At 59.7% G+C, this 20,573-nt stretch carries 19 protein-coding genes and 1 riboswitch; of the genes, 7 read left to right on the top strand and 12 right to left on the bottom strand.

Features of this window, described 5'->3' with window-relative positions; genetic code table 11:
* Positions 1 to 267: 267 nt before the first annotated feature.
* From GYH29_RS07970 to GYH29_RS07950, 5 genes are all read right to left on the bottom strand, one after another.
* A complete protein-coding gene (locus tag GYH29_RS07970; protein WP_043591517.1) occupies positions 268 to 579 on the bottom strand; it encodes a DUF1484 family protein in 312 nt (103 codons plus the stop codon).
* 11 nt (positions 580 to 590) lie between these two features.
* A complete protein-coding gene (locus tag GYH29_RS07965) occupies positions 591 to 1,922 on the bottom strand; it encodes an amidase (RefSeq protein WP_161523491.1) in 1,332 nt (443 codons plus the stop codon).
* A 326-nt stretch (positions 1,923 to 2,248) separates the two neighbouring features.
* A complete protein-coding gene (locus tag GYH29_RS07960) occupies positions 2,249 to 2,578 on the bottom strand; it encodes a hypothetical protein (RefSeq protein ID WP_019104091.1) in 330 nt (109 codons plus the stop codon).
* Between the two features lie 377 nt (positions 2,579 to 2,955).
* A complete protein-coding gene (locus GYH29_RS07955; protein WP_161523490.1) occupies positions 2,956 to 3,669 on the bottom strand; it encodes a 5'-methylthioadenosine/S-adenosylhomocysteine nucleosidase family protein in 714 nt (237 codons plus the stop codon).
* Positions 3,670 to 3,813: 144 nt separating this feature from the next.
* Complete coding sequence (locus GYH29_RS07950; RefSeq protein ID WP_019104093.1) at positions 3,814 to 4,164, bottom strand: hypothetical protein; 351 nt, start codon at positions 4,162 to 4,164, stop codon at positions 3,814 to 3,816.
* Positions 4,165 to 5,026: 862 nt separating this feature from the next.
* A riboswitch (Fluoride riboswitch) is annotated at positions 5,027 to 5,097 on the top strand.
* 85 nt (positions 5,098 to 5,182) lie between these two features.
* Between GYH29_RS07950 and GYH29_RS07945 the strand changes: the two genes are divergently transcribed.
* Both GYH29_RS07945 and GYH29_RS07940 read left to right on the top strand, forming a co-directional pair.
* On the top strand, positions 5,183 to 7,021 hold the full coding sequence (locus tag GYH29_RS07945; RefSeq protein ID WP_198001652.1) for a voltage-gated chloride channel family protein: 1,839 nt from the start codon (positions 5,183 to 5,185) through the stop codon (positions 7,019 to 7,021).
* Positions 7,022 to 7,083: 62 nt separating this feature from the next.
* On the top strand, positions 7,084 to 7,686 hold the full coding sequence (locus GYH29_RS07940; RefSeq protein ID WP_043591530.1) for a phosphatase PAP2 family protein: 603 nt from the start codon (positions 7,084 to 7,086) through the stop codon (positions 7,684 to 7,686).
* A gap of 138 nt (positions 7,687 to 7,824) precedes the next feature.
* Here GYH29_RS07940 and GYH29_RS25010 read toward each other — a convergent pair whose 3' ends face one another.
* From GYH29_RS25010 to GYH29_RS07915, 6 genes are all read right to left on the bottom strand, one after another.
* Positions 7,825 to 7,947, bottom strand: a complete 123-nt coding sequence (locus GYH29_RS25010; RefSeq protein WP_269473804.1) for a hypothetical protein — start codon at positions 7,945 to 7,947, stop codon at positions 7,825 to 7,827.
* 23 nt (positions 7,948 to 7,970) lie between these two features.
* Positions 7,971 to 8,255, bottom strand: coding sequence for a hypothetical protein (locus GYH29_RS07935; protein WP_161523489.1), 285 nt, complete (start codon positions 8,253 to 8,255; stop codon positions 7,971 to 7,973).
* Between the two features lie 562 nt (positions 8,256 to 8,817).
* The gene (locus tag GYH29_RS07930; RefSeq protein WP_118266970.1) at positions 8,818 to 9,375 is read right to left on the bottom strand and encodes a DUF1120 domain-containing protein; all 558 of its coding nucleotides are present in this window, start codon (positions 9,373 to 9,375) and stop codon (positions 8,818 to 8,820) included.
* A gap of 14 nt (positions 9,376 to 9,389) precedes the next feature.
* Positions 9,390 to 11,783 (bottom strand): fimbria/pilus outer membrane usher protein, encoded by a 2,394-nt coding sequence (locus GYH29_RS07925; protein ID WP_161523488.1) that lies wholly within the window; start codon positions 11,781 to 11,783, stop codon positions 9,390 to 9,392.
* Positions 11,784 to 11,885: 102 nt separating this feature from the next.
* Complete coding sequence (locus tag GYH29_RS07920; RefSeq protein ID WP_198001651.1) at positions 11,886 to 12,584, bottom strand: fimbria/pilus chaperone family protein; 699 nt, start codon at positions 12,582 to 12,584, stop codon at positions 11,886 to 11,888.
* 111 nt (positions 12,585 to 12,695) lie between these two features.
* On the bottom strand, positions 12,696 to 13,352 hold the full coding sequence (locus tag GYH29_RS07915) for a DUF1120 domain-containing protein (RefSeq protein WP_161523487.1): 657 nt from the start codon (positions 13,350 to 13,352) through the stop codon (positions 12,696 to 12,698).
* Between the two features lie 169 nt (positions 13,353 to 13,521).
* Between GYH29_RS07915 and GYH29_RS07910 the strand changes: the two genes are divergently transcribed.
* Positions 13,522 to 14,559 carry an IS5 family transposase gene (locus tag GYH29_RS07910; RefSeq protein ID WP_161523486.1) on the top strand — a complete coding sequence of 346 codons (1,038 nt, stop codon included), beginning with the start codon at positions 13,522 to 13,524 and terminating at the stop codon, positions 14,557 to 14,559.
* A 264-nt stretch (positions 14,560 to 14,823) separates the two neighbouring features.
* On the opposite strand, the gene GYH29_RS07905 is transcribed toward GYH29_RS07910, so the two are convergent.
* Complete coding sequence (locus GYH29_RS07905) at positions 14,824 to 15,456, bottom strand: response regulator (protein WP_161523485.1); 633 nt, start codon at positions 15,454 to 15,456, stop codon at positions 14,824 to 14,826.
* A gap of 117 nt (positions 15,457 to 15,573) precedes the next feature.
* On the opposite strand from GYH29_RS07905, the gene GYH29_RS07900 reads away from it, so the two are divergent.
* The 4 genes from GYH29_RS07900 (at position 15,574) to GYH29_RS07885 (ending at position 20,546) form a co-directional block, all read left to right on the top strand.
* Positions 15,574 to 18,525, top strand: coding sequence for a hybrid sensor histidine kinase/response regulator (locus GYH29_RS07900; protein ID WP_161523484.1), 2,952 nt, complete (start codon positions 15,574 to 15,576; stop codon positions 18,523 to 18,525).
* A gap of 215 nt (positions 18,526 to 18,740) precedes the next feature.
* Positions 18,741 to 19,070, top strand: a complete 330-nt coding sequence (locus tag GYH29_RS07895) for a DHCW motif cupin fold protein (protein ID WP_043591534.1) — start codon at positions 18,741 to 18,743, stop codon at positions 19,068 to 19,070.
* An 82-nt stretch (positions 19,071 to 19,152) separates the two neighbouring features.
* Positions 19,153 to 19,860: an aspartate/glutamate racemase family protein gene (locus GYH29_RS07890; RefSeq protein WP_043591536.1), complete on the top strand. Its 708-nt coding sequence runs from the start codon at positions 19,153 to 19,155 to the stop codon at positions 19,858 to 19,860.
* Between the two features lie 257 nt (positions 19,861 to 20,117).
* Positions 20,118 to 20,546: a TOBE domain-containing protein gene (locus GYH29_RS07885; protein WP_043591538.1), complete on the top strand. Its 429-nt coding sequence runs from the start codon at positions 20,118 to 20,120 to the stop codon at positions 20,544 to 20,546.
* Positions 20,547 to 20,573: the final 27 nt, after the last annotated feature.

The raw sequence follows: 20,573 nt of genomic DNA, 5'->3' as shown, positions 1-20,573 counted from the left end.
CGCAAACGGCGCGATCAGCGCATGCCGACAGGCCGGAGCGGGATTCCGGTTAAAAAAATATCCCTCTCCACGCAGGGAGAGGGAGGCAAACATGGGGAGTTTGCAATAGACACTAGGCAGCTCAACACCGGGGGATCGGCGTGAGACCCTATGCAAAGAACGCCGCATAAGATGGGCAAAGTATGCGCAAACGCTCCGCGAAAAAATATCTGACCAGTACGAAAAGCCGGCGCAGCCACGCTTTTTTTGCGCGCGTGGAAGCATGGCTCAAACCAGGCGGTTAAGCCCGTTCAAACCGTGACACAGACGCTGTTGCACCGGCTCCAACAAAGCCACCGCCTCCTCGCTGCTGAACAGCAAGGGCTCGTCGCGACGTTGCAGCAAGGTCAGGATGGCTTGCAAGCCAACATGAGCCGAACGAATCTCCATCAAGCCTTGCAATAGGCAAGCGTCCATTTCCGCGCACTGCTCGGCCATCTGCCGGCCAAGCTGAGACAAGGCGGTCTGATCCGGCCGGGCCTCGAGCAAATCCTGATTCAGTTGTTTCAGTTGCTCCATCACGGGCAATTGGTCTTTCATCGCCGCTCTCCTTATGGATGAGCCAGCGCGCGTTCAACGCCGGCGGCGATTTTCAAAATATGGGAGTCGCGGCCATGCAGCCCGCACACGCTCAAGCCGATCTGATCCGTCAGCGGCAGACTGACCGCGCAGCCGTCCAACAGATTGACGACGGCGCTGTTGCGCAGAACCAGCCGGTTCAGGTGAGCGTAAACGTCCTCGTTCTCCAACTCCGCCAGCTTGGGCGGCAAAATCGCCACGGTGGGCATCAGCCAGGCATCGGCCATGGACAAGCGATACGCGGCGGCTGCTTGCAGCTCGCGGCGTTGCTCCACCAGCTCCAGATACCTGACCGCGCTCAGGCCGGCCCCTTGCCGCAGGCTTTGTGCAATGCGCGGGTCATAGCAAGCGCCGCCCTCGCCCTCCAGCCGCGGGCCGTGCCAGCGCCAGGCCTCCGCCGCCGCCAACCCGCCTTGGGCCTCCATGTCCGCAATCCGCCCCAACTCCGGAAAATCGAAACGGATGATGCGAGCGCCAGCCCGGGACAAGCACGCCAGGGCGTCGTCGAAGGCCTGCGCCACCGCGGAGTCCACGTGTTGGGAAAGATAATCGTCAGTCACGTAAAAGCGGCGTTTTGTCACATCTGGCGGCAGGCCGCGCGCGTGGGAGGGCGTCCAGCCGCCGCTGAGCACCGCGTCCAGGATGGCGCAGCAAGAAACCGAACGCGCCAGCGTTCCGATGGAATCCAGCGACGGCGATAAAGGCAGACAGCCCTGCATCGGCACCCGCCGCGCGGTGGGTTTAAAACCAACCAGGCCGCAAAAAGCGGCGGGGATGCGCGCGGAGCCGCCGGTATCGGCGCCCAGCGCGGCCGCGCTCATGCCCAGAGCCACGCTGACCGCCGCGCCGGAGCTGGAGCCGCCCGCCACGCGCTCCGGATCTCCGGGATTGCGCGGCGTGCCGTAGTGCGAATTCAGCCCCAGGCCGGAGCATGCGAACTCGCTCATATTGGTGCGCCCCAACAATACCGCGCCGGCAGCGCGCAACGTCGCCACCACGGCCGCATCCCGGGACGCCGGCGGGTTGCGCTTGAACGCCACGGAACCGGCGGTGGTGACCTGCCCCTGGATATCGAATAGATCCTTCACCGATACGGGAATGCCGGCCAGCGGAGTGGGATAGAGCCCGGCGGCATCCACCTGCCGGGCCGTGGCCAGCGCGGCTCTGGCGTCCACCAGGGTGAAAGCCCGCTCGCCGGCTTCCTGGTGGCAGGCGATGGCGGCCAGCGCCTGCTCCGTCAGCGCCACGCTGCTGGTATTGCCCAGCAACAAGTCCCTGTGCAATTGCATCACAGAGGGTTTCATGCCGCCTCCCCTTCCTGAGCGAAACAGAAGGGTTTCATGGCAAACGCCTTGCTGTGGCGCGAGGCAAACTCATGACATTGCGACATAAGGCTCTCCTAAAGACGGTAGGAGATTGAACTCCTAATTGAACTCCTGGATTGAGCGCTTGAGAACGTGTTTACGATCTCGCGAGCTAAGGCGAGGCAAGGCGAACACCGCAGAGAAAGCGGAATGTACGCGTGGTACATGAGCATTTCGAAACGGTACTCACCGTGCCACGTCTCGCGACGCGCAGTGATCGTCAACAGGTTCTGAGGCCGCGAACAGACACCGCGGCTATCGCCTTGCTATCGGCAAGTGGCGCGCACGCCCCCGCCGACGCCTGCATGGAAAAGCAATGGCGCCGTTTCCTGCTGCTCGTCTTGAACGGCGGAACTGAGTTGTTGCAGGCGGGCGGCATAGTCATCCAGCACTTCGATGGATAGACGCGCCAATAAATATTGGTGGGAGCCGGGAATGGACTTGGCCTGGATGGCAGCCAAGGTGGAACGCAATAGAGAGAAGCCGTTCAAGGCCAGCGCACAAGCGTCCAAGGTTTGGGACAGCAGGCGCAGTTGATCTTGCCCGTTGACCGGGGGCGGTTTGGCTAAAGGAAGAAGGGAAAACAGTGGAGTCATTGCAATCTCCAAGTCAGCTTTGGAAGCCTGCTCGGATACGAGCAGGAGCGTGACAAGGTGGCAAGACCGGTTCTCCGTGATGTCGACCGGCAGCCCCGAGAGGCTCCCTGCCACGCCCTGCTCAGATGCAGATGCGTGGCAACAGACGTGCAGCGCCCAAGTGGACGCAACATGACTGCGATCACGGAGATTGATAGGCTTGCCTGCCCGGCGCGGCGTTATTTGGCGCAGCGCGAGGCAAAGAGTACTGAGATGGGGGCGTAGCGTCAAGCCGGAGACGGCCGCCCGGACAGGCGGAAAGCGGGAGGGAAGGTTTAAAGAGCCTGTTCAAAGCCCGGCGAGCCAAAGCGTGACTTTGAACAGCATCTTGGCAGGCTTCAAATAGTGGACAGCAGCTTCAACACGGCGGCGGATAAGCGCTCCGCGCACAATGCAATGCCATGCTCGGGCGTGCCCTTATCCCGGCCTTGGGCGTCAATGATATTGCTGACCGCCCGCAACACCAACACCGGCGTGGAGCCCACCCGGCGCGCGGCGCGCATCACGCCGGAGGACTCCATTTCAATCACGCCGCGGCCCAGTTCCAGCATTGCGGGAAACTTGTCGGCGGGCACCGGAAACTGGTTGCTGCTAAAGATCACCCCTTGCTTCACCTTGGGCAGGGCGTTCAACTTAGCCAGCCAATAGGGGTCCGCGTCCCACTCCGTTTCCAGCTGGCCATGGGTATTGCTGTTAAACAGACAGGACTCAAACGGCGTGCCTTTCAGGATCTTGTCGATGCCGTAAAGATCCATCTGCACGACTTTGTTGCCGGCAACGACATCGCCAATCCCCCAGCCATCCCCCACCGCGCCGGAAGTCCCCAAAAACAAGACCAGATCAATATCGCGCTGTTGCAGTAGCGCCAGCGTGGTCAACGCGGCGTCTTCCGTGCCCACGCCGGTCTCGGCCAGGTAAAGCTGGTGGAGATTGTATTGAAGGCTGCGACAGGACAAGGCGCCGAGCACAGGATCCGGCATCCACGTCGCGGATAATTGCTGCGACAGATGAGCGGATTCGGCGGGGAATGCCGACAATAGCAAAATATTCATATAAAGCCCCAAATTAGGTGGTTTAACGGCGAATACGCTAGCGCCTTCCGGCAAGCTACGCCGCATCAGGTTCAAACTGGCTGCGCGCCGGCTTGCCCCCAAGGCCGATGTTGATCGGCGGCTGTTGAATTGGCAGACCCAAACCTACCAATGATCTCCAGAGGCTCCAGATAGCATGATGTGCTGAGGGGTATTACGCGCTTCTGTCGGCAATGAGTAGGCGCGCCATGGGGCATGCATGGACTTCAAGATATCCTGCTCACACAAACCTGAGGACAGCTGCAAGACAATGGTGGTCATCCCATTGTCCGCCTTAAGGTCATTCACTGAAAAAGCCGCGCTATGCGTAACAATATTTTCAATATCGCCCTGGCTTAAAGTGATGTCGCTGACTTTATGATTTCCAATGCTGATGCTTAGCTGAATAGGCTGGTTTTCCTGGGAACAAGCGTTGAGTAAAGCGTTGTCGACAGAGACTTGAAATAACTGCGGCATGATACCTATACCTTTGCCTAAAGCGTGGCGTTAAGAACGTGTTTACAGTCTCGCGAGCGAAGGCGAGAAAAGGCTAAACCGGCGGAGGAAGCGGAATGTACATACCACCATAACGCATCGCACTTCCAAGCCGCGCCACTTAATACCCGCTAACAAAACCCCTGATCCTGCGTTGCGCCTCCTTGTCGTACGACTTGTACTGCCTGCGTCAGCGCGCCTTGGCTCAGGTTTTCTGCGAGGTTTTCTTAGCGGCTCTAAGCCGCCATGAGCTTGGCGCGACAATGCGGAATCATTTATGACATGCCCCACCGCCATGAATAATGCCAAGCGCAACGCTACACTTTAATTTTCTAAATTTTAATAGGACCAGTACTAAATTAAGGCGGCAAAGCATATTTCATATTGATACAGTTTTTGAGCGTGTTTGCGCTCAGCCCGGCAAAAGCAAAGCTTTGAACAGGTTCTCAAACCAAGCGGTGCCTCGCTGCCCTAAACGCTTGCGGCTGCGCGACATGATGGGCGGGCCCGCTCGGCTAGACAGTCCGTATTGGACAACTACAATACGAAATACCCCGCGCGGCCCGCCTCACCGGCTAGGAAACAAAGCAGCCCCCTATAAGAGCCTGTTCAAAATCTCGCGAGCAAGGGCGAGACAAGGCGAAAACGGCTGAGAAAGCGGAATGTACACGTGGTACATGAGCATTTCGAAGCGGTTTTCAACGCCGTATCGCCGCAGCGCAGCAGATTATGAACAGGTTCTAAGGCGTCTGGCCGAATAGAGGGGATCACTCCGCCCCTGACCGCATGGGCCCGAAACGCTCATAGCCCGCTGGACTGCAATTAAATGATGCGATATATTCCCCTCCTATTGGGAGATGGTGTTCCTCCTCACTTGAACCGCAGCAATAAGCTGCTGATGACGCCTACATAAACCTGGCCTTGGTCGGGAATGTGGGTGCGCACGCGCATATACCTTTCCCCTTGGTCAGCCTCAATCCCTTTGATACAGGCATGACTAATGCGTCCGTTACACCGCCCCGAACAACTTAAACTACTGCCCTACGTAGGCAAGTGGCTCGTGATTGCCAGCCTTATTGCCTTACTTGCAGGCAGCATCTCGGCTTTTTTTCTACTCTCTCTCGATCAAGCCACAGCTTGGCGCGAAGCCCACCGTTGGGTCATCTGGTTGTTGCCAGTGGCTGGTTTTGGTGTCGGCTGGATCTACCACCGGCTGGGCAAAACCGTCGATGGCGGCAACAACCTCATCATTGACGAAATCCACGAGCCCAAGAAAGTCATTCCCTTACGGATGGCGCCTCTGGTATTGGGCGGCACCATTATTTCCCATCTGTTCGGCGCATCGGTTGGCCGCGAGGGCACCGCCGTGCAAATGGGCGCCACGCTGGCGGATCAGCTGACTCACGCGTTCCGCATGAAGCCCGAGGAGAGACGCATTCTGTTGATGGCCGGCATGAGCGCCGGCTTCGCCGCCGTGTTCGGCACGCCGTTGGCGGGCGCTGTGTTTGTGCTTGAAGTTCTTGCTATCGGACGCATGCGGTATGACGCGCTGTTTCCTTGCTTTGTGGCCGGCGTCGTCGCCGATCAGGTATGCCTCGCCTGGGGGGTGCGCCACACTCACTATGCGATAGGCGCGGTTGTGCCTATTGGTTTCTGGAGCGTGCTGGCCGTGGTGGCCGCAGGCATTGTGTTTGGTCTTGTGGGGATGCTGTTCGCAACAGGCGCTCACTCGCTCAGCGCCGTGGTCAAACGCTTCATCGCCTACCCGCCGCTGCGTCCCTTTGTCGGCGGCATTGTCGTCGCCTCGGCGGTGTACTTGCTTGATGCTTACCACTACATCGGCCTGGGCATTCCCGACATCGTGCGCGCCTTTCAAGAGCCGGTGGCCCCCTGGGATTTCTTTGGCAAGCTGGTGTTTACGATTGTTTCGCTGGGCACCGGCTTCAAGGGCGGAGAGGTCACCCCGCTGTTTTACATTGGCGCAACGCTGGGGAACGCCCTGGCGCCGCTGCTGCATCTGCCTTTTCCCCTGCTCGCCGGCATCGGCTTCGTCGCCGTGTTTTCCGGTGCCGCCAACACCCCCATCGCCACCACGCTGATGGCGATGGAATTATTTGGGGCGGATATCGGACCTTTAGCCGCCATCGGCTGCATCACCGCTTACTTGCTCTCCGGCCATACCGGCATTTATCACGCCCAGCGCGTGGGCCGCAGCAAATATCGCGGCTCCATCCCCGAGGGGCTGCGCATTTCGGACCTGGCGCGGCTCCGCAAAGAAGAGCAGCGCGCGCCAACAAAAGAAAAGGAGGAAACATCGGGGAGCAAAACAGTCAGACAGCCCGTAAGGCTGCCACGCTCTGGCTTGCAAGACCGTGAACACCCCCTATGGAACAGGCTCGATGACCTCAAACCCCAGCCCACAGCACATTGTCGCCTTGCGGCTATATTTCCCCATGGCCTCCAAGGCCAAAGCAACGCGCTTCTGGCATCGCTTGAGCGCGCCGGCTCTTGCTCTCCGCCTACTGACCCTCGCCCAACAGGCGAAGATCCTGCAGGCGACGCTCCACCCAGTCAGCGCCGGCTACCTACCTGGCCAGCGGCTGTCGCACAGCCATCCGGAACTGACAGGCATGCGGCACCCGCAATGCCTGGAGCTGCTGGACTCCGAGCAGCGCCTACGGGACTTCATGGCCGAGCACGCAGAAGAACTGCGCAAGGTGCACGCCGTTCTGCTCCTATGCGAATTGCCGCTTACTCAACCAGGCGGCGCGGCGGCGACGCACGCAGATCCTCCCAGTCAAAACCAGGCCGACTAACAATAACCGCCAACACCGCATAGCCGCCGCGCCTAGTCCCCAGGCTCCCTACGTTCCAGATAATCACGCGTAAGATAAAACCACCATGAATCACCTTGAAACGCTTAACCACACGCTATTTTTACTATTGAACGCAAATGAAAACACGCCAGCCTGGCTAATCCGCGTGGCCGTTGTCATCGCTAACGATCTGATCTACATCATCCCGCTACTCTTGGTCGCCCTGTGGCTGTGGGGCGACGACAAGCTTCGCCATCAAGCCGTCAAGGCATGCCTCGTCGTCCTGCTGGCTTTAGGGGTGAACGGGTTAATCGGCCTAGGATATCCGCAGCCAAGGCCCTTCGTGATAGGCCTTGGGCATCTCTGGACGGATCATGCGCCGGACTTCTCTTTCCCCAGCAATCACATGACCATCTTGACCTGCATCGGCCTGACTCTGCTGTTTGCCGGCATGCTCAAACTGGGTGTCGCCATCCTGGCGCTGGGCATAGCCGTCGCCTGGGCGCGCGTATTCGTAGGCGTGCACTTCCCGCTGGACATGTTGGGCGCGCTAGCCGTAGCGGCCGGCGTTTGCGCGGTGACGACCGCGCTCTGGCCCAAAATAGGGGATCCCATTGCACAAGCGGCCATTCGGCTGTACCGCTTCTTATTTGCATGGCCGATTGCCGCCGGCTGGGTCCGCGGCTGACTTCCACTGGAAAGGGAAGCCACGCACCAAGGGGGAATCAAACAAGCCCAAGAAGGGCCGGGAGACGAGGCGGAGCCCCGCAAGGCTCCGCTCTGTGATGCGCAGGGCTGCGGCCAGCCAAGGCCGCCGCCCCTTGCTTTAACGGCCGATGCGGCTAAAACGCTCCTCCAACTGCCTGCGCCTGGTCTTGCCGGCGTGCATTTGATGTTGGCTGTCCACGTGGCGGTAAACCTTTACCTGCTGCGCGCCCAAGAACAGCATTTGCTCCAGATAGTTGAAAAAGCCTATCCAGTAGCCGCGCTGCTCACGGTCGTCAAAGCTGATGTCGCGCGCCACCCGGCCCAACAGGCCGCAACGTAGTAACGGTTGTCCTTCAGCCATTGCAGTAGATGGGCCGCGCATTCGCGGCCGTAGGCGCACATGGCGTCGAAGTCCTCGGAGGTTTCGGGCATCTGCCAGTAATGCGGATAGTCGCGCTCCGGGGTGTAGCGAACGAAGGGGAGCAGGATTTCCTGCTGTTCGATGGCGGCCAGTTTGTAGCGACGACGGCGAGGTAGGATAAGGGACATGCTGTTTCTCCTGCTGTAACACAAGATAAACCGCCTGCCTGAAAAGCGAGGTATTGGGCAGGCGCGTGGCAGGATTGGCGTTACCGTGTACACAAACCGGCGAGTGCATGACACTCTCCTACCATGCACCTGCCAAGTGGCACAGCCATAGTAAAGCAGGACCGCACCCATAAGGTGCGAATCCGTTGTGTACAGGGCGGGACGCCAATCCCGGCGCCGTTAATGAGAACGACGCTCGGGGATTGTCGCCGACGGGGCGGGGAGGGTCAAGGAGGGGTGGTTTTTGGAGTGAAGAGGAACTTGGCGGAGCAGTGCCTCTCTCTGCCCTATTCCTCACGACGCTGCGCTTGTCTTGCTTGGCCAGGTCAGCCCCGGCAATAAAAGCCGCGGATTCAATACCCGCCCCGCCGCGCGAAAGCAGCGCTTAGAGCCTGTTCAAAGGCTTGCGAGCAAGGGCAAGACAAGGCGAAAACAAGCGATAACTACGAGGGGGGGACATGAGCATTTCGAATGCCGGTTTCAACGCCGTATCGCCGACGCGCAGCAGACTATGAGCAGGCTCTTAGCGCTCCCCCGTCTCCAGCAGCAAGCGCCCGCCGCTGTTCAAATGCTCCACATCGCGCGCGCGCAGCGCATTGGTCGCCACTTGCGCGTCCACCCAGATTTGCGCCGTGAACAGCTTGCCGCGCGCCGGCTTGCCGTCCGCCACCGCCCATATTCTATGCTCAGCGTCCATCGCCACCTCCGCCGCGGCCTGCTCCAACGTCGCCTGCTCGGTGCGCGCGGCCGCCAGCAACACCGGCTGGCCGTCCAGCTGCGCCGCGCCCATGCTCATCCGGTAATGGCCCTTGCCATTCCACAAGGCCATGCCCTTGGCGGCCGGCTCCGCCTCCAGCCGCAGCCGGATGGCGCTTGGCGCCTCGCATTGAATGCTCAGCGTCATCCGCCGCTTGCCCAAGGCCTGCATTCCGGCTTGGGATCGCCCAAACTGGCCCTTGTTCAACACGCCGTAATCCAGTTGCTCGCCGCTCAAGCGCATCACGCAGTTGTCGGCCAACACGGCCTGGCACAAGAGCAGGCCGGCCAGACCGGCCGTTGCCCGCTTAATCATCGACTTCATTCCTTGCTCCTCGCTCACGCTTCCGCCCGACATACCGCATCCAGCTGCTCGTAAAACACCTGCTCGTCCACCGTTTCCGGCAGCGCGAAATCCAGCTGACAACGGTTGCCGTTAGCCGTGGTCACGGTCAGCGCCTGTCCCGGCTCGGCATTGTCGAGAAAGACCTTGCCGCCTTCCACCACGGTGGTGACGAAGCGATTGTCCGCCGTCAGCACCGATCCGCCGGCGCTCAGCGGCTGCCCCATGCCGTCCTTGACTTCCAACAACACGCGGCGGGTCTGGAACACGTCGAATTCGACATGGCGCACCGCGCCGCGGCTGACTTTCAGCTCCTTGTAGCCGTTTTTCAGCTCCACCGTGCGCGGCAAACTCTTCACGTCCACTTCCAAGCGGCTGACGTCGTAAGCCGTCAAATTGGGGATCACCGCGCGGCCGCCGGCGTCGGTCCACACCGCGCCGCCCGGCGTATTGACCCGCACCCCGGACACCTTGCCGGTGGACAGCACGCCAAAACTGTCCTGGATCTGTGCCGGGGAGGCGGTGACGCCGTCGCGGTGAAACGCCAGGCCGCCGCTCAGCCCGGCGGAAAAATGGCGGCCGGCGTAGTTCTGTCCCATGCCCAGCCGGGCACTGGCGTAACGCGGTTGCACGTTGACATTGGCGCTCACCCCGGTGCCGCGGCGGCTCTGTTCCGCGCTCAGCTGATAGCCCCAATACTCGTTGACGGTTTCGCTGACCGAGGTATTCAGGCTGGTGTCGCCGCCGCTGCTGCGCACGGTGCTGTTGATGCGGCGCTTTTCCAGCGGCAGGCTGAAGTTCAGATACCAGGCTTGATAACGGCGGCCGTCAAAGGAGTTGCGGCCGTTCTCCACGTTCAAATTCAGCGACATCCACTTGAAAGACTTGCCCCAGCTGCCCAGCCAGCGGCTGCTGACATGCCCGTCGAAACTGCGGCTGGAGGAGTAGGACAGCCGGAAGCTGCCCGCGCGCTGATGGCTCCAGCCCAGAGAGGCGGAATACTGGGCGCGGGTGCGGCGCTTGCGCGCTTGGCCCGCTTGCTCTCGACCATAGGCCGTCGTCGCCTCGCCCAGATCGCGGTAGCCCTCGGACTGAAACGAGGCGGACAAAGACGCACTCATCGCCTCGCTCATCCGTGTGCTCATCGCCCAGTTGGATTGATGGCCGAACACGCCCTCTTCCCGCGCATGGGAAGCCACGCCGCGCGCGCTCAAGCTGGTGTCGGCGCTCAGGCCGACATCCACCCCCAGGCCCAGGGCCTGGTATTGCGGCGTGCCCAGCGCGCCCAGCGTCCCTTGCGCCCGCGCGCCCAACGCCCAACTGCCGGAGCCGGTCAGCAGTAAGGGTTCTTCGCCGTCGTCGGCAACATCGCGCAAGCGGCCCATAGCCAGCGAATAGCCCAGCGGCGCAGCCGCATCCAGCGCCAAGCTTGCCACCGGCACCGTGAAGAGCCGCTCGCCGCCATCGCTCTCCGCCACCGTCACCTCCAGATCGACATGGCGGTTGTTGAGGCGAAGGTTGTCAAAAGAGAAGGGCCCGGCCGGCACTTGCGCAATATGGATCAATACCCCCGCCTGCCGTACCTCCACCCGCGCCACGCTATTGGCAATGCCCTCCACCCGTGCGCCGGGGCCGCCCTGCTTCAGTCCGCTCTCCGGCGTCCATTGCGCACCCAGCAACTGGCCGGCGGCAAACAGCGGACTGTCGACATTGATCACCCCCAGTTGCAGACGCGCGCGCTGGGAAACGAAGGAGCGCTGGGCGTAAGCGCCCAGATCGCTGAACTGCCCTTGACCGTTATTGGAGTAGTAGAACTGGCGGCTGCGCACAATCCAGTCGCCAACGTTGAGGCCGGCCTCGGTGTCCAGCGACAAACTGCGGCTGCCGCTGCCCAGCCCCTGATAGCTGCTCGCGCTGAGGTCGTAGTTCAGCATGCCGCCGACGCCGCCGCTTTCCAGCTGAATCTCTTCTTGCGACTGCGGCAGGATGGCCGCGGTGGGCACCAACAGCGCCACTCGGTTCAGATTGGGGTTCAGCTGCACCTGGGTCTGCGGCCAAGCACCGACAAAATCGTAGCAGGCCGGCGCCACGGAGACGCCCTCCGCCTCATCCGGGGGCGGACCTTGCAAACGCGCCTGTTCCAGCAAAGCCGGGCTGAAGCAAAGCTGGCCTTGCGCGTCGAACTCCGCCTCCACCTCGCCCAAGGCCTCGCCATTGCGCGACAAGCTCACTTGCTGCCGGCCCTCGGCAAAACGCGGCTTGCCGCGGAAGTACTCGGCCAAGGCCGGGTCCAGGCCACGCGCGCGCAAGATATCGGCGTCGAACATCGCCTCGTCGGCAACTTCCGCGCCCAGCGCCAGTGACGGCGTCGCACCCAAGGCCAACAGCAAAGCCGCCGCCAGCGGCCGCTTGCGCCACCTTTTCGGCCCTAGAGCATACGCCCATGCCTCCCCACGCCCACAGTGAGCCGGGGATTCTTGCCAAACCGTCAATTAGCCGTCCTTGGCCGTCAATGGCGCATCGTAGCTGTCCACACTAAAGCCATACGAGGTTGCCGGGTACAACCTCACCGCCTCAGTCCTTATCTCGGTGCCCGTAACCGGGAACGATAGTACCTGCCCAGGCAATACATAGCTGCGTTCCAACTGCACTGCAGTGCCCTGCGGCTGGAGATTCACGACCGGAGCCATCCTCACCACATAAGGGCTGTCGTTTGCCAATGTCAGCTGGCCTTCACTCAAGGACCACTTTAATAACTTCCATGGCTCACGATTTTTTGGCAAGCCTTTAGGGTGAATCACCAAAGGCAAATTCTGGCGGACAGCAAAATCCACTTTTGCACCTTCACCCTTGTGTCTTAGTGGAATTCCCTCAAAAATCACTCGCATCAACCCCTGAGTTAGTAACGGCTGCTTAGGCTTCAACATAAAGCGTATCTGTTGCTTCTCCCCAGCCTCTACTCTAGCCACAGGCGGCATCAACATGACTAATGGCTCTTTATTACTCTCTCCTGGCAAACTCTCTACCTTCGAGTATAAAAGCAGCGGTTGCTGACTAGTATTTTCCAACAACATTGCACCTCCACCAGCCTCCTCATTTAATAAAACAACTGAAGACTCCGGCAGCATACCGTCAGCAACAGCAAAAGGCATTAACAATACGAAAAAGCATCCCCAAAAAAACTGGCGCATCACAATAACCTTACAATTTCAAACCCTCCCCACAAAAAATGGAGAGGGCATATACATCAACTTAGCACATCACACAAAGAAGGCACACCACCATGAAGTGCCTCTTTCATCTTAAATATAGTACAACTCCATAGTTACCACTCCTTGAAATTCCAACGCGTCCTTCACACTTACCTGCTTATGGATAGCAAGCATGGAGGACACCTGTGAATCAAGTTTTGTAAAAGGAATATTTTTTTTACTGCCTGCATCGATAGCCGTATAGTAATTACCACCTTTAACAACTTGATAGCCTCCACCCAACGAAACCCATTCCCTATTATCACTAGAGACTCCATGAACTGCCCCGTCCACCAAACCACCTTTGTCACCCAAGACCTTCAAACGGCTGTTTGCAACATGAAAATAATGATGCCCAATAGGAGAACCATAATCAGAGGCAAGCCCAAAACTCCCAGCCCCTGGGGTACGAACAGCGTCAGGCATATTATCAATAAATTTAACAGAAACACCCGCGGGCTGGTCACACACTATGGAAAAGTCTTGCTGAGGTCCATAAACATAGTGATAACCATCTGTGCCATCCAACTTTTTATTATCTATCACACCATAATCAAAAACACCCCCCTTGGAAAATGACACAGAGCAAGCCGTCGGCTTAATTACACCTTTAACTTCAAACTGTGTTGACCCAAGACCAGATGCATACACACCCCCCGCACAAAATACACCAGCCACCACCACTACCCGAATACAATTAGATAACATTTAATTGTCCTCAATATCTCATGTTTATAAAGAATGAAAATTATACAAATTGAACTCAATATCAAACATATGACCAGTACGAAAACACATATGGGCACCTCGAAAAACCTAGACGAGCCCACCTGTTGTTAAAATTACGCTGTTCTGAACCTTGCCGAACTTGAACCCGATGAAACAGCGCAACGCCATCAAGAACGACCTGTTCGCCGCCGAACATCACCGCCAGAAGATCGACCGGCTGGGCGATCCGCTCTCCGAGATCGAGCAGCATATCGACTTTGCTGCTTTAGCTGCTCAGATCGACCGGGTGGCACCGAGACCGGTCAGCCCGCAGGGCGGTCGGCCGCCGTTTCCGACTGAAACGATGGTGCGGATTCTGGTACTCAAGCGGCTTTACAACCTGTCCGACGAGCAGATGGAGTATCAACTGCTCGACCGCATGAGTTACCAGCGTTTCTGCGGTCTGAGCCACGCCGTTAATATCCCCGACCGCACCACGATCTGGACCTTCGAGAACCAGATCGGCGAGACCGGCGCTCATGTGCTGTTCGACGGTGTGTCAGCCCAGTTGCTCAAGCAGGGCTATATCGCACGCGGCGGTCAGATCATTGACGCGACGCTGGTGCCGGCACCGAAGCAGCACAACAGTCGCGGCGAGAAAGAACTGCTCAATCAGGGCGCGACGCCGGCCGATTGGAAACCGGCCAAACGGCGCCAGAAGGACCAGGATGCAAGCTGGACCAAGAAGCACAGCAAATCCTACTTTGGCTACAAGCTGTCGGTGAACATCGACAATAAATACAAACTGATCCGCAAGTTCGCGACCGACACCACCAGCACGCACAACAGCCAGCATTTCGACAACGTCTTCGATACCGGCAACACAAGCCGGGACATTTACGCCGACCGCGGCTACCCGTCTGAAGCGCGTGAAGCTCAGCTTGCGCAGGACGGATTCCGGAACCAGATTCAGCGCCGGGGAGACACCAACAAGCCGCTGTCCGACTGCCAGCAGCGACGTAACCAGCGCATTGCCAAGGTGCGTGCTCATGTCGAGCATGTGTTCGCCGTGATCGAGCAGATGGGCGGCAAGTTAGTCCGCACGATTGGCCAAGCGCGAGCGAACTTCGCGCTGACGATGATGGCGACCTGCTACAACCTGAAGCGATTGGTATTTCTCCGCAAGGCGGGAATCCAAGCCTTCTGATGCTCGAACTCGCCTGGATCGCCGGGTTTGAGCGGAGAGCCGAGCAAAAAATCACGTAACGCGCCCCCAAAAATGGCAGTTCATCTCGGAAGTTGCGCCGATTGTGGTCGCGGCAATCATGTTGTTGCCGGGTTCACTGAAAATCTCGGGTTATTCGAGGAGCCCTATACTGACCGGCCTATGCGTTAGCAGACAGGCAGGATTCGCGGGAACCCGCGGCGGGGAAGCGGCCCCAAGGAAGGGCCGCCAGGAGAAAAAAAGGTATCAGGACTTGTACAGCAGCAAGAGGTCCGCGTCGCGCTCCGCGCCCAGTTTGCGCATGGCGCTGGCTTTCTGGGTGCTGATGGTCTGCTTGCTGCGCTTGAGTTTGGCGGCGATGTCGTTGACGGTGAGCCCGGCGACAAAGAGCCGCACCACTTCGGCTTCGCGCGCGGTCAAGGCGCGCTTGTCGGCGGGTTGGGCCAGGTGGTCGACCTCCAGCAAACGCTCCACCGCCGGCGAGAAGTAGGCCGTTTTGGCCATGGCGCCGTAAACCGCCGGCAATAGGTGATCAACGGCGTCGGATTTGCTCAGGATGCAGTGAATGCCCAGGCTGCGCAGCGAGCGCACCACCAGGGCGTTGTCCATCATGGTGAGCACCACGATGCCCAGTTCCGGATAAAGCCGGCGCAGGCGTTCGAACATGGCCGCGCCGTCTCCGGACTCACAGCCCGGCATGGAATAATCGGACACCAGCACGTCGCAAGACTGGCTGGTCAGCAACTCCCACAAGGCAGTTGCGCTGCTGGCCTTGCCTACTACACGAATAGTGCTCTGACCGTTCAACACATGTTCCAAGCCACTGAGCACCGTGGGATGGTCATCCACCAAGAAGACTTTGATTTCCGCTGTCGCCATGTCGTTCACATGAAGTTTAAATAATCATTGTCAAGACAATCTATCTTTTATCTTTATAGATAAGAAAATATCCTGAAAATGGTCAACCGTCTAGCCAAGTCGCCTTCCGGAAGCCTCATGCGCAACTCAAGCTCACCCACCTCCCAAAGCCAGCCGCTCAGCCGCTTGCGGCGCATCCAGCGCATCACTTTGCTTGGCGGCGGCGTCGCCATCTCGCTGGCTCTGTTGGCCTTGACCATGCTGACGCTCTGGCTTTCCGGCAAGGAGATGTTGTCCGACCGCCATCAGGTATTCGACGCGGAAAACACGGCCTTGAAGGTGGTGCTAAGAGGACATGCGATTGATCTCTACCATCAGGTGAGCCAGGCGGAGACCGCCTGGTTAACCCTGCCTAGAAGGAGCCCAACACTGCTACGCCAGTTCACCGCTGGTAACGGTCAAGCTTGGCTGCAGGCCTCCCCCACTCACCCCCCAACACTGGCCTTGGGCAAGCTATCCTCACAGGATCCAGCCTCCCGTTTCGAGCCTTATCTTGTCCTAGCGGAGCATGTCGCCAGCTCTCTATGCGGAGGGGACTGCGAATTGCGGAAATCCTTAACCGCATATCTGTATAGCCCGGACCAGCAGTTTCTGGCGATAGTCCCTCCTCCATTGTCGCCATTGGCGCAAAGTGATCAAAGAGCAAGAACTCAACTGCGGCGTGAGTTTTTCGCCAACATGACCATGCTGCCTCCCGTAGCAACCGCCGATAGCCAAAGCAAACGCCAACAAGTTTGGCTAGGCTCCGCCGCCACTCCACTGACCAAGCACCCCACTATTCGCCTGGCTCAAACCGCCATGGCCCACGGCAAGCCCTTCGCCGTGTTCGCCCGGGATATCCGCATCGATACCTTGCTGAACACCTGGCGCCCGGACATCAATGATGAAACCACCTTGCTCGTCAGCCCCTCGGGGGTGTTCTATTTAAGCGTTGGTCACCAGGCGGCCCAAGGCGCGCAGCTCATCGCGACACTACGCAAAATGGCCTTGCCGGCAATCAACAATACAGTGTCGGACCTCCAATACCGCGATGGTGTATTCATCTTGCGCGCCCTCTTGCCCACACCGGGTTGGGTTCATATTCAAGTGTTTCCCTGGCATGGCTTACTCAATGACGTGAGGCTGCCGCTGATCATCAATCTCAGCGCGTTGCTGTTCGCCCTGATCTGCCTGTGGACCTTTATCCTGTTGCTGGACCGGAGAATCTTCAAACCCGCTTTTAGCAACGCCCAGCGCATTTACGAAAGCGAGAACTTGAATCGTGTCATGGTGGACACCTCGCCTTCAGGCCTGACGCTGCTGTCCATCGCCGACGGCTCCGTGCTGCTGGAAAACGAAGTGATGCGCCAGTGGGCGCGGCAAGGTGCCATCTCCCGCCCGCCCCTGCACCTGCAGCTGCTGGACGCTCACCTGGCCGCGTCGCCGCTCGGCACCACGCCTTGCCACCGGGATATCCAGTTTGCGCTGGCAGACGGCAGCGCCATGGCCTTGCACAGCACCACGATGGCCACGCGCTATCAGGGCATCCGGGTCCTGTTGTGCAATGTGGTGGACATCACCGCGCGCAAGGCGCTGGAACGCCAGTTGGAAACCGCGCGCCAAACGGCGGAAGCGGCCAACCAGGCCAAGTCCTCTTTCGTGGCCATGGTCAGCCATGAGATCCGCACTCCGCTGCACGCCATCGTCAGCAGCCTGGACCTGCTAGGCCGGGCCGGTTTGGCCGCGCCGCAGCAAGAGCGCTTGTCCGTAGCCAAGCACTCGTCGCAGGCGCTGCTGGCCATCATCAACGACATTCTGGACCTGTCCAAGGTGGAAGCCGGGCTGATGAGCGTGGAGAGCATCCCCTTTGATCTGGCCGCGCTCGGTCGCGAAGCCGCGGCCGTCATGGAGCCGCTGGCCCGTGCCAAGGGCCTGGAATTCTCCTGCATGATAGACTCGAACCTGGCACCGGCTTATCTGGGCGACCCCGGCCGCGTCCGGCAGATCATGCTGAACCTGCTTGGCAATGCCATCAAGTTCACGCTCAGCGGCGAGGTGCAGCTGGAAGTCTACCTGCAGGACGACAGCAGCTCGGATTCGCCGGTGGTCATTGGGGTGAGTGACAGCGGCGTGGGCATTCCCGCCGAATATCACGATCAAGTCTTCACCGAGTTCTCTCAGGCGGACCCCTCCATCACCCGCCGCTTCGGCGGCACCGGCCTGGGCCTGTCGCTCTGCCAAAAGCTGGCGGAATTGCTGGCGGGGACGATTGAATTCACCTCCACTCCCGGGGTGGGCAGCACCTTCGTCGCCACCCTGCCCTTGCCGCCTTGCGCCGCCGCGCCAACCGTCAAGCCGCCCGCCGTCGCGCCGATCCCGGCAGCGCCGGCGGCCCGTATCCTGGTGGTGGACGACCACCCGGCAATCAGGTCGCTGATCCAGGACCAGCTTTGTGAACTGGGCCACCAGGCGGACATCGCCGCCAACGGCGCCGCCGCGCTGGCGTTGGCCGCCCGCCAGGATTACGCCTTGGTGCTGACCGATCTGAGCATGCCGGACATCAGCGGCTACAACCTGGCCCAGACCCTGCGCGACAACGGCTTTTCCGCCCCTATCGTCGCCATCACCGCGCAGGCCGGCAACGCGGAACAACCGCTCTGCGCTCAGGCCGGCATAAACGAGCTCATGCTCAAGCCCTTTACCCTGGAAGAGCTGGATCAGGTGATCCGCAAACACCTGGCGCTGAGCCCCCCCAGCGCCCAGCGTCCCACAGCCCCCGCGCCCTTGTCCGCTGTCCGGCGCGCCGAACTGCTGAACGCACTAGACCATTCGCTCGTACTGATGCGACAAGCGCTGGAGCCGATGGATAAGCCACTGTTGATGCAGCAGTTGCACGCCACCAAGGGGGCTTTCGCCATGGCGAGGCTGGAGTCTGTGGCTGAGTTGTGCGCGGAGATTGAACAAGTGATAGAAGCCGACCGACGCGAGGAAGCCGGCACTCTGCTGGATCAGTTGGAGGCGCTGGCGAACGCGCGCTTGGCTCAAGCGTGAAACGACTATCGTTGTCCGGGCGGCATAGGCGACAATGACCAAGCGCTTAGAACCTGTTTATGATCTGCTGCGCGTCGGCGATACTGCGTTGAAACCCGCTTCGAAATGCTCATGTACCCTATGTACATTCCGCTTCCTCAGCCGTTTTCGCCTTGTCTCGCCTTAGCTCGCGAGATCGTAAACACGTTCTTAGAACCCTTGCAGAGGAGCCGCCCATGAAAATATCCGACATCCCGTTTGGAATCAGCGACTGGTCCGCGCTGGAACCCACCCGACACGACGGCGAAACCGGCTGTGCCTATTGGCGCACCCAGCGCTTCGGCGACATCCGCGTCCGCATGGTGGAATACACGCCGGGTTACCGCGCCGATCACTGGTGTGTCAAAGGCCACATCCTGTTGTGCCTGGAAGGGGAACTGCACACCACGCTGGCGGACGGCCGCAGCTTCACCCTGAAGCCGGGCATCAGCTACCAGGTGGCCGACGACGCCGAGCCGCACCTGTCCCATACCGAAACCGGGGCCAAGCTGTTCATCGTTGATTGAAGCCGACTCAAACCGCCCTCGCATGGGCCCTATACCCACTTAAAAGCATCACTCCGCACCTCCAAGTACGAAACGAGCCAACATGAAAAAACTCGGCCTGCTAGGCGGCATCAGTTGGGTATCAACGCTGGATTACTACCGTTATCTAAACGAAGGCGTCAACGCTGCGCTAGGCGGTCTCAACTTCGCCGAATGCATCGTCTACTCGCTGAATTTCAACGATATCCAGCAGCGCGGATGGGATGACTGGGACCATACCCATGCGCTGCTGCTCAAGGGCTGCCTGCATTTGAAAGCCGCCGGGGCCGAAGCCATCGTGCTGTGCGCCAATACCGCGCATGCTGTTGCCAATCAGCTGGAAACCGCGGTCGCTCTCCCCATCATCCATATCGCCGAGGCGACGGCGCGGGAAATCTCGCGGCAACGGCTGCAAACCATCGGCCTGCTAGGCACCAAGTTCACCATGGAACTACCGTTTTTTCAGGACAAGCTAAGCCAGCACGGCATCCGCGCCTTGATTCCGGAGCAGCAGAATACGCGCGATTTCATTCAACGCACCTTGCGCGACGAGCTGGGCCGCGGCATGGTTTCGCTGGCCACCAAGCTCGCCTATCTGGAAGTGATCCAGCAGATGATCGAACGCGGCGCCCAAGGCATCGTCTTCGGCTGCACCGAACTGCCGCTGCTGTTGGGCCAGGCCGACGTGCCGGTATCGGTGTTCGACACCACGCGGATTCATATCCGCGCCGCGCTAGAGTTCGCGCTCTCGGATACAGTGCTCCCGCAATAGGCGCTTGGAGCGGGTTCAAAGCCTAGCGAGCCAGAGCGAGACAAGGTGAAAACGACTTAGAAAGCAAAATGTATTCGTGGTACATGAGCATTTCGAATGCCGAGACTCATCGCACAATCTCTCTACCGACCCTCAGCAGATCGTAAACAGGTTTGTAGGTCGAAAGAGCTACAGGCGTGGTCCCCGCTTCTACATATACTGCCGGCAGATTGCCTATGGCGAAAACACACCCACCCATCCGACATCAAGGACATTCCATGCTCACTAGCGCCCGCAATCAATTCACAGGCAAGGTCGCCGCCATCCATCCCGGTGTCGTCAATGATGAGATCGACATCGCCCTGCCGGGCGGCAACAAGATCACCGCCGTCATCACCCAGCGCAGCACCGCCAATCTGGGCCTGACCGTGGGCGGCGAAGCCTTGGCCATCATCAAGGCGCCCTGGGTGGTCCTGGCCAATCCCGAGGCCGGCATCAAGCTTTCCACCCGCAACCGCCTGGAAGGCAGGGTGTCGGCGCTGCGTCCAGGCGTGGTCAATACCGAGGTTGAAATCCGCCTCAACGGCGGCGACGCCCTGGTGGCCATTGTCACCAAGGAGAGCGCGGAAGGCCTGGATGTGGCCGTAGGCAAGGCGATCGTCGCCTTCTTCAAGGCCTCCCACGTGATTGTCGGCGTCCGCACCTGAAGTCAGCCGGCGGTCTCCCCCGCGCGG

The organism is Chromobacterium haemolyticum, assembly GCF_009936155.1.
Taxonomy (GTDB): Bacteria; Pseudomonadota; Gammaproteobacteria; order Burkholderiales; family Chromobacteriaceae; genus Chromobacterium; species Chromobacterium haemolyticum.
This window is presented reverse-complemented; position numbering and strand designations above follow the sequence as displayed.